Source organism: Bradyrhizobium sp. GCM10028915 (genome assembly GCF_042666195.1).
In the GTDB taxonomy this organism is placed as follows: domain Bacteria; phylum Pseudomonadota; class Alphaproteobacteria; order Rhizobiales; family Xanthobacteraceae; genus Bradyrhizobium; species Bradyrhizobium canariense_D.
Genome location: NZ_JBHTFN010000048.1, coordinates 61,956 through 77,120 on the forward strand (window position 1 = coordinate 61,956; position 15,165 = coordinate 77,120).

The 15,165-nt window shown below is 58.6% G+C and carries 12 protein-coding genes; 8 read left to right on the forward strand and 4 right to left on the reverse strand.

Features of this window, described 5'->3' with window-relative positions; translation table 11 throughout:
- Nucleotides 1-873 precede the first annotated feature (873 nt).
- The 4 genes from ACFQX9_RS28285 to ACFQX9_RS28300 all read left to right on the forward strand — a co-directional run bounded on the left by ACFQX9_RS28285 (nt 874) and on the right by ACFQX9_RS28300 (nt 5,541).
- Nucleotides 874-2,613, forward strand: coding sequence for a molybdopterin-dependent oxidoreductase (locus ACFQX9_RS28285; RefSeq protein ID WP_204512646.1), 1,740 nt, complete (start codon nt 874-876; stop codon nt 2,611-2,613).
- Nucleotides 2,614-2,747: 134 nt separating this feature from the next.
- On the forward strand, nt 2,748-3,068 hold the full coding sequence (locus ACFQX9_RS28290; RefSeq protein WP_204512645.1) for a hypothetical protein: 321 nt from the start codon (nt 2,748-2,750) through the stop codon (nt 3,066-3,068).
- Between the two features lie 233 nt (nt 3,069-3,301).
- Complete coding sequence (locus ACFQX9_RS28295) at nt 3,302-5,134, forward strand: PQQ-binding-like beta-propeller repeat protein (RefSeq protein WP_231189956.1); 1,833 nt, start codon at nt 3,302-3,304, stop codon at nt 5,132-5,134.
- 200 nt (nt 5,135-5,334) lie between these two features.
- Nucleotides 5,335-5,541: a hypothetical protein gene (locus ACFQX9_RS28300; protein ID WP_204512643.1), complete on the forward strand. Its 207-nt coding sequence runs from the start codon at nt 5,335-5,337 to the stop codon at nt 5,539-5,541.
- Between the two features lie 596 nt (nt 5,542-6,137).
- Here the strand turns inward: ACFQX9_RS28300 and ACFQX9_RS28305 are convergent.
- Complete coding sequence (locus ACFQX9_RS28305) at nt 6,138-6,542, reverse strand: DUF1622 domain-containing protein (protein WP_311979605.1); 405 nt, start codon at nt 6,540-6,542, stop codon at nt 6,138-6,140.
- A 429-nt stretch (nt 6,543-6,971) separates the two neighbouring features.
- On the opposite strand from ACFQX9_RS28305, the gene ACFQX9_RS28310 reads away from it, so the two are divergent.
- Complete coding sequence (locus tag ACFQX9_RS28310; RefSeq protein WP_377791175.1) at nt 6,972-8,132, forward strand: sensor histidine kinase; 1,161 nt, start codon at nt 6,972-6,974, stop codon at nt 8,130-8,132.
- Nucleotides 8,133-8,266: 134 nt separating this feature from the next.
- On the opposite strand, the gene ACFQX9_RS28315 is transcribed toward ACFQX9_RS28310, so the two are convergent.
- A complete protein-coding gene (locus ACFQX9_RS28315) occupies nt 8,267-9,067 on the reverse strand; it encodes a Crp/Fnr family transcriptional regulator (protein ID WP_231189973.1) in 801 nt (266 codons plus the stop codon).
- Nucleotides 9,068-9,438: 371 nt separating this feature from the next.
- Here ACFQX9_RS28315 and ACFQX9_RS28320 point away from each other — a divergent pair, with 371 nt between their 5' ends.
- On the forward strand, nt 9,439-10,152 hold the full coding sequence (locus tag ACFQX9_RS28320; RefSeq protein ID WP_204512639.1) for a PRC-barrel domain-containing protein: 714 nt from the start codon (nt 9,439-9,441) through the stop codon (nt 10,150-10,152).
- On the opposite strand, the gene ACFQX9_RS28325 is transcribed toward ACFQX9_RS28320, so the two are convergent.
- A complete protein-coding gene (locus ACFQX9_RS28325) occupies nt 10,153-10,536 on the reverse strand; it encodes a hypothetical protein (protein WP_377791176.1) in 384 nt (127 codons plus the stop codon).
- A gap of 720 nt (nt 10,537-11,256) precedes the next feature.
- On the opposite strand from ACFQX9_RS28325, the gene ACFQX9_RS28330 reads away from it, so the two are divergent.
- Nucleotides 11,257-11,829 carry a mechanosensitive ion channel family protein gene (locus tag ACFQX9_RS28330; RefSeq protein ID WP_268738924.1) on the forward strand — a complete coding sequence of 191 codons (573 nt, stop codon included), beginning with the start codon at nt 11,257-11,259 and terminating at the stop codon, nt 11,827-11,829.
- Nucleotides 11,830-13,305: 1,476 nt separating this feature from the next.
- Here the strand turns inward: ACFQX9_RS28330 and ACFQX9_RS28335 are convergent.
- Complete coding sequence (locus ACFQX9_RS28335; RefSeq protein ID WP_377791177.1) at nt 13,306-14,556, reverse strand: cation:proton antiporter; 1,251 nt, start codon at nt 14,554-14,556, stop codon at nt 13,306-13,308.
- A 321-nt stretch (nt 14,557-14,877) separates the two neighbouring features.
- Here ACFQX9_RS28335 and ACFQX9_RS28340 point away from each other — a divergent pair, with 321 nt between their 5' ends.
- Entirely contained in the window at nt 14,878-15,108 is a 231-nt protein-coding gene (locus tag ACFQX9_RS28340) for a hypothetical protein (RefSeq protein WP_204514109.1), read from the forward strand.
- The last annotated feature ends 57 nt before the right edge of the window (nt 15,109-15,165 follow it).

Here is a 15,165-nt window from a genome sequence, read left to right on the forward strand (position 1 = left end):
TGCGGAACTCTGGCAGGCTCGCACGCGGCTCTTCGTTGAGAGCTCATAAGTCGTCGTTGGAGAAGATGCCGTGTCCACTAAGCGAATCGGAAATGTAGCGGCCGGGATAATTGCTGCGTCCGTTGTGTTAGTGAGCTCGGAACGAGCCAAAGCCCTGGAGTGCCCCACACCTCATCCGAACCACTCGGAGTTGGCAATACCTCAAACCCAAACGGAGATCAGATCTTATTCTAAGCTCATTGCCGCGCAGGGGGGGGCGAGCAATACCTACCATCCTTTATGGGCTGAAGAGCCGCTATCCTCACGCGACCGACGCTGCGCTGACAAACTTCATGATCGGCTTGTTCTGTCCATTAATCAAAAACAATGCGGCGTTGTCGGAGGAGCAAAAGAGGCGCGCCCTGAAGGTGATCGCAAAGAAAATCTACGCCCGGATAGCCGAGTGAAGCTGTTGTCGTGGTACCCGACTGATGAGCGTTGGCGTATGCGATCGAGTGCCTGTTACTAGCCCTCGCGCAGCGACCCACCCTAAACGGGCACGACCGCACTGTGGTTAAATCGCCATGCTTGAAGACGCAGCAAAGGGTGCCGAGCAGCCTGTGCGGGTCCAGAGAGGCCAAAGCGCGGCGGCAGGAGCTAAGACGATAGCCAGAGAGAAGGGTTCTGAGCTGAACCCCGGCGGCAGTCTTTGGTTGGTCCGTTACCGCACAATGCACAGCGATAAGTCGGAACGCAAGATCCTGCGTTCATGTTGTTAGGTACCGCTGTTGTCGCTGCCGCGAAACTGTGGTGCGAGCTCCCACGCACGCAGCTCCCTAGAACACTTCGCGTTCGAGATCCGCAGAGCGGGCCGTCAGAGCGACGAGAGGCAGAATGCACGACTCTGTCGAAATCAAACATGCGCGGGATGGAGCAATCAACGACACGTTGAGCTCGGCGGATGATCGGATCGTGCTTTCGAAATGGACGCCACCCCGTGAGGGCATCGTTCCGCACATCCGGCTCGGGAATCGATGGTTCAACGTTTTGTGGGTCATCCCACTCGGCGCTGCAGCATTAGTCCTCCTGATAGCCTTGGCGCAAAATCTTCGAGAGCTCTCAACCGTCCAAGACTTCATCAGACGGTATCCAGGAATCGCGCAAAACGCACCCTCCGTCGATACTGGTTTTCCATGGTGGCTCCAGCTCCAGCATTTCTTGAACATGCTCTTCATGATGTTGATCATGAGGGCGGGCATCCAGATACTGGCCGATCATCCTCGCCTGTATTGGAACAGGGATTGTACGCCAGGTACAGAGTGGTTCCGGTTTCAGCACCCCGTACCCAAGGATCGTATCTGGACCGCAAAGGACGATGCGGTGAGCCTTCCGGGCTGGCTCGGCATTCCCGGGCTGCGCCACACCATTGGCCTCGCCAGGTGGTGGCACTTCTCTGTTGATCTTCTTTGGGTGCTGAACGGCGTCGTCTTCTACATCATGCTGTTCTCCACGGATCAGTGGCTGAGACTTGTGCCCCTGACGTGGGACGTCTTCCCGAACGCCCTCTCGACCGCCATCCAGTACGCCTCCCTGAACTTTCCGACGGAATCCAGCTGGACCCGCTATAATGGTCTGCAGCAGCTCAGCTACTTCGTGACGGTCTTCATAGCGGCGCCGGTTTCCATTGCGACAGGACTCCTGCAGGCTCCTGCGATTTCCAACCGTCTAGGCTTGCTCGGGACCGTGCTCAACCGGCAGGTCGCCCGCTCGATACATTTTATCTCATTCACCTGGTTTGTCTTCTTCATCCTCGCGCACGGGATAATGGTTTTTATCACTGGGTTGCGGGAAAATACCAACCACATGTTCGCTGGGGTGAAGAGCCAGCACTGGGTCGGATTTCCGCTGTTCCTGCTGGCGCTCATTTTGGTGGGCTTGGCTTGGTGGGCCGCTTCGCCGTTCACGGTCAAGCACGCCCGTCTGGTGCAAAAGACAGGGCGTCTAATGGTCGGCTGGATAAAGGCCGTCGCGGAGTGGTGGGCACCGACCGCGGAGTTGCGCAAATCTGACATATCGCCGCATTTCTGGCCGAACGGCACTATGCCCAACTCCGCCGAATACGAACGTCTGCTCGAAGGCAAGTTTCGCGACTATCGCTTGCGGGTCGGCGGGCTAGTGGAGACTAGCCGGGAATTCTCGCTGGCCGATCTCAAGCGGATGCCGAAGCAGAAACAGATCACCACCCATTTCTGCATCCAAGGATGGTCGGGCGTGGCCGAGTGGGGCGGCGTGCGCATGAGCGATATCCTTGATGCGGTGAAGCCCTTTCCAGAGGCTCGCTACGCCGTCTTCTACTCGCTCGCGGACGGCTCTGACGGAGGCCGCTACTACGACGTCCACGAGATGTTCAACATGCGTCACCGCCTGACAATCCTGGCCTACGAAATGAACGGTCATGCGCTCAGTGTGCTGCACGGCGCGCCGCTGCGGCTCCGGTGTGAGAACGAACTGGGCTTCAAGATGGTCAAATGGATCGAAGCCATAGAGTTCGTACGCGAGTTTAGCGATCTCGGCGCCGGACAGGGCGGTTACAACGAGGATCATGAATTCTACGGCTACCGAATGCCGATTTGAAACTGGACGCTTCCGTCCTCGGCCGGCTGCGACCACAGAAGAGAAACGTGAGGAAACGAATGGTTAGAACATCGGCTCGGCCCACGAGTTATGGGCTTTGGGTGCTGCTCTCTAGTTCTCTAGCTGGCTGCATCGTGGCAGGGATCGCCACTTTTGATCAGGGCAATGGAATCGCCCATTCCGGCGGAGCCTATCTCGTGCTGGTCACCACGCTCCTTCTCGCCGCGGCGTCTCTGTTCCTCGCGCTTTATCAACACAAACGCAAATGGCTAAGGGTCGTTCTTGCCGTCCTCGTCTTGTTCGATCTCCTCGGCACCGCATTTGCCGCCTACTTCCTGGAGACGCCAATCCTCGTCGGATCCATGGCACTCGGGCTCGTCGGATGGATTGTCTACATTCTCTCAAATCCGAGCCAGAATAATTTTTTACTCGCCTCTTCAAGGAGCAACAGATGAGTACAACCCACGGAATTTCGTTCTCTTTGGCAGCGTGCCTCCTGCTCCTTGCGGCCCCCTCCCTCGCATTCGGACAATCAAAGGGCCCGGCGCAGACTGCAGGCGAACCATTGTCTGTCGGCCAGGATGGAGTTGCAACAAATGGCTCTGCCAACCGACTGCCGAGAGGAGAGGAAGGCTCCTCCGAGGCGACTGCTCAGGTACAGCCCTCACGCAAGGGACCTGACAAGTGGATGAACGCGCGGAACACGTGGGCGACATTCAACGGTGACCTCAACGCACAGAAGTTTTCGACGGCCGACCAGATCACGCCCGAGAACGTTAAGGGCTTACGGAAGGCCTGGGAATACCACACGGGCGACGTCTCTGATGGTACTGGCGAGAAGCCAATGAGCGTTTGGTCCGCGACGCCGCTGTTTGTCAACAAAACCCTGTATGTCGGCACTCCGTTCTACCGGATCGTAGCGCTCGATCCGGGTACCGGAAAAGAGAAATGGAAGTTCGACCCCCACGCGGTGCTCAAAGCGCTGACGCAGCCGGACCTGAAGAACCGCGGCGTAGCCTACTGGCAGGCCGAGAATGTGCAAGGTGGAATGGAGTGCCAGAAGATTGTCTACATCGGCACGATGGACGCCAAGCTCTACGCCGTCGACGCCGACACCGGCAAGTCTTGCAGCGATTTCGGTCAGCATGGCATGGTCGATGTCAACCAGTGGAACACCGTGAATGCGAAATGGCCGCTATCGCTTCTGCAGCCGCCGACCGTTTATCATGACACACTCTATCTCGGCTGGGCAGGCAAGGACTGGGCTGACGAGCAGGCTCCCCCGGGTACCGTATTTGCGCTCGACGCCCGCACCGGAAAATTGAAATGGACCTTTCACGCGCTCGACCCCACCATTGCTCAGCACAGTGGGACCTCAAACGTCTGGGCATCAATCTCGATCGACGCCGAAAGGGGACTCCTTTACATCCCGGTGAGCTCCCCGAGCCCCAACTTCTACGGAGGGGATCGGAAGGAGAAGATCCCGCTGGCAACCTCCGTAACGGCACTCGATGCGGAGACAGGCAAGATGGTCTGGAGCCGGCAGCTCGTGCACCACGACATTTGGGACCTCGATACCAACGCAGCGCCCACCTTGGTCGACCTGGAGAAGGACGGAAAGAAGGTCCCTGCGCTAGTGCAGACGACAAAGCAAGGCTTCTTGTTCGTCCTCAATCGCGAGACCGGGGAGCCGATCTATCCTATCGAAGAACGACCGGCGCCGAAATCTGACGTCCCGGGCGAAGAGGCTTCGCCAACACAGCCGTATGTGGCGACGCCAGCTCCCACGATACCCGACAAATGGCCGGGCGTGTTTCCGCTCGCCGACTGGATCGGCTTCGGCAGTTGCAGCCGGGAAGCCAAGAAGCTGCGTTACGACGGTCGCTTTACGCCTCCCAGTCTGCAGGGCACGATCACATATCCTCCGACAACGGGCGGGACCGAATGGGGCGGCGGCGCCATCGATCCGCGCACGGGCGTGTTCGTCGTGAACTCCAGCAGCGTCGTGCAGATCTATCGGCTGATCAAGCGCGAAGATTTCAAGCAACAGGCGCAAAATGGCGAAAGCTCAGGCTACTACGCTCAGGAGGGGTCTCCATACGGCTTCAAACTGGAGACCTTCCTCAACTGGGCCGGTATGCCGTGCTGGAATCCGCCTTATGGCATGATCGCAGCTTATGATCTGAAATCGGGTAAGCGTCTGTGGAATGAGCCTTTTGGGCAAGTGCAGAAATACGGGTTCTACATGCCGAAATCCTGGGGCTCCGTGACGATCGGAGCACCCGCGATTACCCAATCAGGCCTGATCTTCATAGGCGCATCGATGGATTCGCGGGTGCGCGCTTTGGACCTGAAATCGGGTACGGAATTGTGGAGTAACCTGGTCGATGCGCCGGCTGTCGCCATGCCGGCCATCTATAACTACAACGGGAAAGAATACGTAACATTTGTGGTGGGCGGCAATTCGATCCTTTTGCCGAAGGTGAGTGATCAGGTGGTCTCTTTCGCTTTGCCGGGCTGAAAAACAGGAGCTAAGGCGGCGGGCTGCGGCAACCGAGATCAACGCGATGCTGCTTTGGAGACCGTGCCCATAAGCGGAAGGCACAAGACCGTATCGAACCCGCTACTCCGTCACTCGAACCTTTCCCGACGGGAGGCTTTTTGGGAGGAGAGAGCGAAGGCGGGTTGCCGTGAAACGACAGCGTTGGCGAGTTCTTTGAAATGGCGACGAAACAAACAACCCCGCAACAGAAAAAGGCGAAGCAGATGACGCGAGCAGATAGGATCGCCAGGCTCAACGAGAACGTGAGCGGGCAAGTCGCGCGCCGCCGGCAAGAAGCGGATCAGCTAGGTCCCCCCTTTCCGGAAGCGAACTCCAAAGCCAAAGAACCAGTGATCCAGTCCGACGAGTCGCTCGAGCCCGAGTAGACGCTGGCTCGAATGACGCATCAGAGTTTAACAGAGATTGTCGGGCATACGGTGAGCCAACGGAAACGTGAGATTCATGCGGCGAAGGAAGGCCCATTGATGGCTTCGAGTGTCCATAGTAACCATGCATCCGCTGCGTCACCACCACGCCGTTCTGTGCTCGACGCGAATGTACCTATTGAGACGACCGACCAGTTGCGTATCGCGATTGATCAGGGGGGAGCCGGGAGAAGGTCGACGCCACGGATCCTGCGGCGGCTCCGCTCGGGACAGACGACGAAGCAGGCGGATCGCCGGATAGTGCAGCTCAGGTTCGCCTAGCTGCTGCGCAAGAGGTGAGGGCTTGGCCTGGCGCGGAGCGACAGCGCAGGTCTGGCCTCGGTAGTGCATGGTGGCTTATCGGATTTTCGGTTTTGATGAGCCTTGGTATTCTCGCTTCCTTGCTTTGGGTTAGAACCTAGAACTGACGTGTTAGTCACGACTATAGGGTATTAGCGGCTCCGCAGTATAGTGCAGGTTGGCGCCGCAGCTAACCGCTTGTGCGGCGACGAATCGAGTTCAAGTTTCTGCAAGAAAGTGCCACGCCTCGCGTCCGGCTATCCGCTGGCGGCGATTAACTGATCTTCGCGACGCGGCTGTGTTAGCCCTCCCGGCGGCGGAGGGCCCGGCTGGTGCTTGGCGCGCGCCCCTCTCGGTCCTTTCCTGCCACGGAAGGGGGCTTCAGGTGCGACCTCCAAACTGAAGCTCAGGAAGGTTCTAATCAGCATAACGCCAGCAAGTACGGCCACACTCGTTGGCGTCGGAGTGACTGCGACTGTTCTAATGATGTCAGCGGCAACGAGAACCTCCAAGCCAAGTAGGATGGGCCGACCAGTGTCTTGGCGGAAGAGTCGGCCATCTGGCTGCTGCCGAAGCGCGAACAAGTACGGCCGGTTGCGACCAGCAGCCCGACGATGATCAGAAGTACACCCGCAACATTCGTAGTCTTGCCCCGCAGCCACACGGGCCCTGTCCTGCTTCAGGCCAGGGCGGTGTCCTGGTCGCCCGCGAAGCGAAGCCGGACGACGGGACCATCATGGTGCAGATCCTGACAGGACCATCCAAGTGGACAATGGCCAAGGAACGGGCGGCAACGGGTATTGCTCACCGTGCCGTTTGACCGAATCGCCGAGCAAGAGGGACCCGTCGCATGACAAAGCCGAGACCCGCGGCGTGGGCCAGCTTGCCCGACACGATAGCTCCTCCTGAGGAAACGTGCCAAGAGGCTGTGCTCGTTCTATGCTCTACGTTCTACGAGCCCTAGCCGGAGAGGCGACGATGTTTCCCTTTGATCCCTTTTTCCGTATTTTTCCGGACTGATGTTTCTGGTTATCAAAATAGTAGGCTGTCTTCAGTGATCGGTTGGTAGACGCTTAGCGGGGTACAAGGCAATGCAGCCCGAAGTCGCATCCGTTTTCATCACTGATCAGCTTGCCCTCAGGGGTGCGGTGCGTCCGCGACTTTTTCAGGAGCGGCTGCCCATGCGGGATCTCGCCCGCGCTATGATTGACAATCCGCAGCAACTGCTCCCCGTTCTCGTTGATACGGCTATGGATCAGTGCGAAGCGGTGTCTGGCGGCATGAGCCTTTATGAGACTGAGCCTGCACCTGGCATTTTCAGATGGCATCACCTTCGCGGGGACCTGCAGCAGTTCAATGGCGCGGTGACGCCAAGGTTCTACAGCCCCTGTGGCGTTACCCTTGATCAGAGGAAGCCCATTTTGGTGCAGAGGCCCGAGCGCGTCTACCAGTGGCTTCAGGACGCGAACGTCTCCTTGCCTGAATGTCTGCTCGTTCCTCTCTACAGGGGTGCAGACGAGCCGCTTGGAACCTTGTGGCTTGTCTCTAAAGATGAAGGTCATTTCGACGCTAACCATGCCCAGATCGCAACCGAGATGGCGTCGTTTGCAGGCTTGGCACTCCGGCTGGCCGACCACGACCGAAAATTGGCGGCGGCGCTCGAGCGTCAGGAAATGCTTGTTAGGGAAATGTCGCACCGAATGAAGAACGTACTATCCGTTGTTCAGTCGCTGCTAAATATGGCGGCGCATCGCGAAAGTACGGCTCAAGAGTTAGCGCAAGCCATGGCCGGCACGTTGCAGGCGCTTTCAGCGGCGCATGACACAATGCGCACTCCTTCGGATGAACGAAACGCGCCGCGCTCAACTCTAAAGGGTCTTCTTAAGACTATACTCCTACCGTACTCAGGACACACGAGTTGGCTGGAAGGTGCTGACATCCCGATCGGCCCGAACGCAGCCAACGTGCTCGCACTCATCTTCCATGAACTCGCCACAAATGCCGCCAAATACGGCGCGTTCTCATTGCCCGGGGGAAGGCTCGACGTCGTTTGGCAGGAAGGTGATCGCGTTCGCCTGACGTGGAAAGAGAGTGGCGGCCCGCTGCTTACGGGTGAACCAAAGACCAGCGGTTTCGGATCTCATCTCGCAGCGAAAAGCATCATTGCCTTGAGGGGATCCCTGACACGCAGTTGGGGGAATAGCGGGCTAAAAGTGACGATCGATGTACCCATGGCTCAGCTGAACTCGTGACTTCGAACACAGCTTGATTCAGAGAACTGCTTTGAGGTGACAGGCATCCACACTGACGGCTTGGCTGCTTCGGTCAAGGCACCGGAGACAGATTCGCTCTGGAGTGCCGCCGCCGCAGTGTGACCAGCTTGCAATTACGAACAAATCTCTCGCGTATCGGTCGCACTTAGGGAGTTCTCATGGGCAGACAAGATCACACGATAGCAGTTGCAGGACATCTCCTTCAGGCGCGCCTTATCCACAACCTCGATGTGAGCACGGCGTTGCATGACGATGCCTCGCCCTTCCATTTCGCCCATGGTTGCTGTGATGCCAGCGCGCCGTACTCCGAGTGCCTGCGCCATGCATCGATGCGTGAGCGGGATTTCGTCAGAGGCTAACTTGTCCTGTGCAACCAACAGCCACCGAGCCAGCCGCTGTTGCAAGCTGTGTCGTGAGTTGCACGCTGCAAGTTGCGAGCTTTGGATCAGAGTAGCCTGAACATAGCGCAACAGCAATTTTTCGATTTCGGTGCGTGTCCTCACCAGTTCAATCAGTGCATCAGCTTCTATTTGCAGCGCTCTGCCCGGAACCTGAACGATGCACCGGTGAGAGGAGACACGCATTCCAAGGATCAAAGCAATGCCGATGAAGTCCTTGGCTCCGATGGTCTGGATTTCAACTGGAAGGCAATCTCCGGCCCTGGCGGTCAAGGAGGCTGCGCCGTCTTCGAGGAAGTAGGCATACTTTAGCGGGAGATTCCGCTCTTGCAACATTTGTCTCGGGGTCAGGCGTACCTCGCTGCAACGTTCAATCAGCAGGCTGCGTGATGAAGATGATAGCCGACGGATCAGATCGTTGCTTGATCGGCGGGCAGGCGGCGCTTCCTGTGCCGGTTTGAGCGATCGCGTCTGACTTGACGGCGCAAGCCCGCTTTCGAGTTCTTCCCTCAACATGATCGCCTCCGTGCGAAAACCGTTTGTCCAGATGTGGGGAGGGTGCTCTCCGTGTCACAGTCAGGCTGAAGTGAAGGTGGGTCAGGAGAAACCTGACAATCAGCAGGACCTGACCCACAGGCTTTGCGACTTCGTCTACCTGAGGCGCTCAAGCACCGGGAACGAAACGGATCGTGAGCGAAAGCATGCTGAACGCTTCGCTGGCTCGTGGGCGCATCTGCGCTTTCCAGGGAGGGCTCATCGTTGGACGCGGGCTCCCTGTGCTTGGCACGGCAGCGGACCATCTGTTGGGTGATGCGTAGAACTAGAAGCGCCGCAAGCGATTGTGAGTAAGGAGCAACGGTCGCATCTCAGGTCGCAGGAGTATTGGAATGCGTGGTAAGAGCAGGATCGCCCTCGCACTTCTTCTTGGTGCAATTGCAAACTCAGCTCTTTCCGGTATCGGACGAGCCGAGACGGCGAAGCCGGTTGGGATGGAACAGCCGGCCCAATCCCAGCAGTTCGCAAACACGGTTTATAGCGGCTACCGTGCCTCCCGCTTGCTCGGGAGTGCGGTGTTTTCGCTGAAAGGTGAATATTTGGGGAGCGTCCGAAACGTGATTGTTGCAGACGACGGGCAGATCGTTTCCTTGGTCGTTGAGGGATTTAGAACCAAAGACGAACCGGAGTTCATCTCTCGAATTCCGTTCAAGCGGGTACTACGGCCGCTTCATGAAGGCGCTATCGTGGCGGACTTCTCCGACTTGAGGTCCCGAGAATATGGGCTCTTTTTTGATCCCGGTCGGGCGCAAGAAGAGTCACACGAGTTCTCGATCTCGAAAATAATTGGAGACTACGCGCGTTTGCAGGCAGGCCAGGGTTACGGCTATGTCTCCGATTTAGTATTCGATAGGGCCGGAAAGCTTGCGGCAATTGTAATATCTCGGGAAGCGTCTGCCGGTGGAGGCACCTATGCCTTCCCGTACCCGGGCCAGACGGGGCACTGGAGCCCGACACTAAGCTATTACGGCCTGCCTTACGTCACGGCAGATCAAGCAAACAAAGCCGGTCTGCGCCTCGACATGAAGGAGTTTCAGAACTCGTGATCACGGCGGCGGTAGATTGTTGCCCCGGTCTCCTCCGGATCCATCGCTGGCTTCACGCCGGCGGCCTCGAGCTCCTTCTTGACGCCATGTGATGCCGGCCTTGCTGGCGAGCGAGCGCGAACAGGTGACGAATTCGGCGTTGAACCGCTCGATATCCTCCGTCGGGACGATCGTGACCGGGCAGCGGCTCACGGGGTTGATCACGGTGACGGCGCGCAGGTGACCGCCTGCGATCAGCTTGCGGGTGACCTTGTCGGCGACGCGCAGCCTGTCTGCCCACCTCTCGGTGGTGAGCCGCCGATGTCGGCGCCGCGGACGAGGACGGACCTCCTCCAGGTCGGCAAGAAGGGCCATGTAGCCGCGCTGGCAGGCGAACCCGGCCATCCGCGTCGGGCGGCTGTCGAGGACCGCCCGCGTGACGTCGACCGAGCCGCAGCAGGCCAGCCTGCGGCGCTCGGGACAGCCTGGGTGGGCCCGGCGGCCGCGACGGGCATGGCGCCATCGAGCAGGCGGACCAGGAAGGCGTCCAGGTCCTCGGGCGCGAACGTCCCGGACGGATAGGGTGGCCGGAGCCACCGCCTGAGCCAGGGAAGCGGTCTTCTCGGCATCGTTGCGTGGCGGCGAGTGGAACCCCGTGGCCTCCGCGGCGTCGTCACAGCATCTTTGATTCAGCATGAGAGCAGAGGTGGAACCCTCACACGCACCCGGGTTCAAGCTTTTCGGTGTCCCTCTGATCGGCGCGACGCCCGAAAACGCACATAAGCTTCTCTTGACGATCGGCCTCGTAGGATGCGTGCTTGCGCTCGGGTGGGGCTGCGCAGAGTCGTCGCGCCGGGCAAAGACTGGTCAGTTGGCACAGAGTCCTGTTTTGGGTGCGGCAGGCGATAAACCTTCTGCTCGCTGTGACCCTCGTCCTCGGTGTGCTCTCGATCTGGTTTGATGATCCAGCGCGGCTCGGTACCGCCGCTGGCCTTCTGTCGGCGGGGCTCGCTTTTGCTTTGCAGAAGGTCATCACAGCAACGGCAGGATACTTCGTGATCCTAAGGGGCCGAACATTCAACCTCGGTGATCGCATCGTGATGGATGGGAGGCGTCCGCGGAGACGTGATCGCGCTGAGTTTCATGCAGACTACCATTCTTGAGATGGGGCAACCTCCACCCGTTCAGTCGGATTCGCCTGCAATGTGGATTAGAAGCCGTCAATATACGGGACGCATCGTGACTGTGTCGAACAGCAAGGTGTTCGACGAGCCGGTCTACAACTACACCAGAGAATTCCCGTTTATATGGGATGAGATTAAGATACCGGTACGGTACCAGGATGACCGATCAAGGGTCGAGGAGTTGCTGGTCGACGCCGCGCGGGCGCATACCGCGGGTTTTAAGTCGACGGCCGAAGAGTTCTCGGACGAAATGAAGCGCGTCTACGGTCACACAATGTCGGATTTTGATCCCCGCGTTTACTGGCGATTGACCGACAATTGGCTCGAGTTGACGCTTCGCTTTCTCGCTCCAATCCACGGTGTTCGCGAGCTGAAGGACGCGATCAGCCGGGACATCTTGTCGGGCCTCGATGGCGAAGGAATTTCCGTGGCTTCTGCGACCTACGACGTCGTTGGAATGCCAACTTTGCGGATCTCGGCAGATGCTCGCCCAGGGGCCCCGCCTGCTTCTTAGCACGCCAGATCCGCATCGTTGCGTTGCGGGTAGGGTGGCGTCACAGGGCGCCCTGACCCACGACGCGGATCGGGATGATTAGTACCAAACACGAGAGCGCAGCGACCATTGCAGCGCGGATGAGCGCGTGCCAGCAACAGGCAAATTTAGCCGTACAGTAGCTTCCCAGCAAAGTGCCTGTCCGGCGCGTTCCTCTGATGAGTGAATGTGCGGGCACTTCGGTAGAAGCGCGGTGCATCACCAACGATGATACGCGCGGATGACCCCGTGATGATGATGATGCCGGTGGTACCTTGGCGCCCAACCGTAGCTATGACGCCAAGCGTGTGCGTGCCGGACGGTATATCCCCACGGCCGCGGCGCGGACCAGCCGTAGCTATAGCGCCAAGGCCGAGGCCCCCAAGCGTACGGTCGCGGTCCCCAACCATAGCCTCCCCAGTAAGGCGTATAGGCGTATGCTGGATAATACCCACCGTAACTGTACTTGTACCGGAAGCCGTAGTACGGCGGTTCATAATAGTAGGGAGCCGCGATGGCGGAGCCTATCAACGCTCCTGCAAGTAGTCCCGCGCCGATCCCCCAGCCGCCACGCCAGCGAATCTGCGTGAGATTATCCTGCACTGTGGACGTGTGCTGCGTCGGGCTCGCGGCAGCCGAGAGCGCGGTCAAGGGTGCAGCCTGGCTACTGCCCACCGGAGAAATCGCGACGAGGCCGGTGAGAGAAAGCGCAATTGTAAATCTCCGCATCTGTGGCTCCTGTAGCTTCAGAATGCGGTCTCAACTTGAGCCTGCTATCTTGGTTTCTCGCGTCAAGAGTTTAGGACACTTTGTCGCGCCGAGTGCCCGGCCAGAGTCGCGAGTGTACGACACCGTACCAACTGAGAGGACACCGATCATGGCCCGGCAACGATCAACCCAATCAAGAGAGTGCTCAAACCGGTTTGGGAGAGTATCCTAAGTGCGGGCGGCAGCGAGACCGTTGGTTTCTGAATCCATCGTGCGATGACATTTTCATCCAACAGCTAGATCGTCAAAGCAAGAGAGCGATCCAAGCGGCAAGGGCTGGAGACTGTGCCAGAGCCACAAGGATCGCCGGCGCTGCGCGCCTGCAAGTGCCCCGATGCAAGTTCAGCAGGGCCGCAGATAGTGGCAGGGGCAAGCCGATGAGGAGGACCCATCCAGGAGCAGGCCGCACGATCAGCATGTCGACAGTTGTCCGAGAAACCAGAGCTTAAGCGTAGCCACGGAGCTCTCCATCAACTTCGCGGCCGCGAGGTCGCCACGCCGTTTTCAGGTGAAGCGCCATCGGGCCGGCGCGGCAATGGCGGTCCGCTCTGCCTCGCCCCGCCTGAACGATATAGTCGGCGTCCTAACCAAACGCGCGGTCGCAGATGCTGGCATCGACAGCTGCGAGGATTGAACCGGGTAGAGCGAGCGCGTCTAGCCCCGCGCTTTAACGACAGTTCGAGACGAGACTTATTGTCCGACCGTCCGCTTTGCCACCCAGCCTAGAGTCGAGCCTTGGATGATGATGCTGAACAGGACCACCCCATAGGTTGAGGCGAGCATTGCGGCCTTGGCCGGGTTATCCGGCATGGACAGGGCGAGTGCAACTGAAATTCCGCCTCGGACGCCGGCCCAGGTGAGAAAAGGCGCGTTGCGCAAGGAGAGCAGCCGAGTCCATCCGAACAGAAATGGTTGAACCGAAACAGAAACAAAGCGGGCGAAGAGAACGATTGGCACCGTCGCTGCTGCCAGACCGAGGCTGCGAGGATCGAAGCGCAGTATCAACGTCTCGAGCCCGATGAGCAGAAAAAGGACCGAGTTGAGAATTTCGTCGACGAGAGTCCAGAGCGCGAACAGATATCCTTGTGTCCGCTCGCTCATTGCGTATCGAGGTCCTCGGTCGCCGATGAGTAGGCCCGCGGCGACCATGGAGAGCGGGCCACTGACGTGCAGATGCAGCGCAAGTGCGTAGGTTCCAGTGACGAGGGCAAGCGAGATCAGCACCTCGATGGCGTAGTCGTCGATGAGCCGCATCGCGCGATACGCAACATAGCCAGTCAACAAGCCCAACATTATTCCTCCACCAGCTTCGCGAACGAGTAACTCAGCGACATCGGCGGCCGAAACCTGACCGCCGTCTCCGGTGCGCGCAAAGCGAAGCATGATCGTGAACAGAACAATCCCGACGCCGTCGTTGAACAATGCCTCGCCTTCCGTCTCGATCTGCAGTTCTTTGGGCACTTTGGTGTTGCGAAGCGTACTCAGGATGGCAACGGGGTCAGTCGGGCTGATCAGTGCGCCGAACACGAATGCCCAAGCCAACGATACGGGTAGGTTCAAAAGGCCGCAGATGAACCAGAACATCAGGCCTACGAGGACGGTTGAGATTGAGGTGCCTAGGACGGCCAGAATAAATACCGGAATGGCGCGGCTTCTGAGTGTGTCCAGATCTACGTGCAACGCGCCGGCGAACAGCAGAAATGCAAGCATCCCATTCACCACGACTTCGGCAAAGTCGATCTGCCGGAGCCCATTGGCAAGCTGGTCTAGTAGTTGAATCGTCGGAAACGCCGCATCCAAGCCGATCAGGAGCAGTGACGTCAGGACGCTCATCACGAGAAGACCTACGCTGCGGGAGAGCGGCAGGAACTTGTGATTGAGCCAGCCGAAGACGGCACACAATGTAAGCAGAACGGCAGCGATATCCATCAGCGAAAGCACGACAGGCTCCCTTGTGCTCTGGCGAGAGTGCCTGTTCACTCCCTTCCATTAAGGCCGCTGTTCGCTCTACTCATTGAAGGCAGTGCGTTCGAGATGGCGACTTTTGAAACGTTAATAATCAAAAGCAACTTCGGCAGTTCCTGCGGGACATGTAAGCGGACTAGGATGCGCCTCAATCCCAACCCGTCTCCGCGACCGAGTCAGCCGTCGATTCTGCATCTGCGGCGAAAGATCGCGACGACGATTGTCAGTATCGTCGTTCACTCCGCATTCATTGGACCGACCTAGAAGTGCGGAGGGGGCGTACGACAAGGAAAAACTATGAAGAAAATCGCCTATGGATTTGCGGCCGCTGCTATGCTTGCGGGCACTCAGTTCTTGGTTCCTGCCAATGCGATGATGGCGCCACCGGTCGGCGCCGCGGCAACATCCGAGACGATGCAGGCTGGCTATCACTATCATCATCATCGGAGGGTCTGCACCGTGCGGACCGTAGTCACCCGCGGCTATCATGGTCGGCGTATCGTCAAGCACGTGCGTGTCTGCCGATAAACGCAAACTTGGAGGGCCGTCGATCGGGGCGGCCCTCACCTTGCATAAGAGCAATCT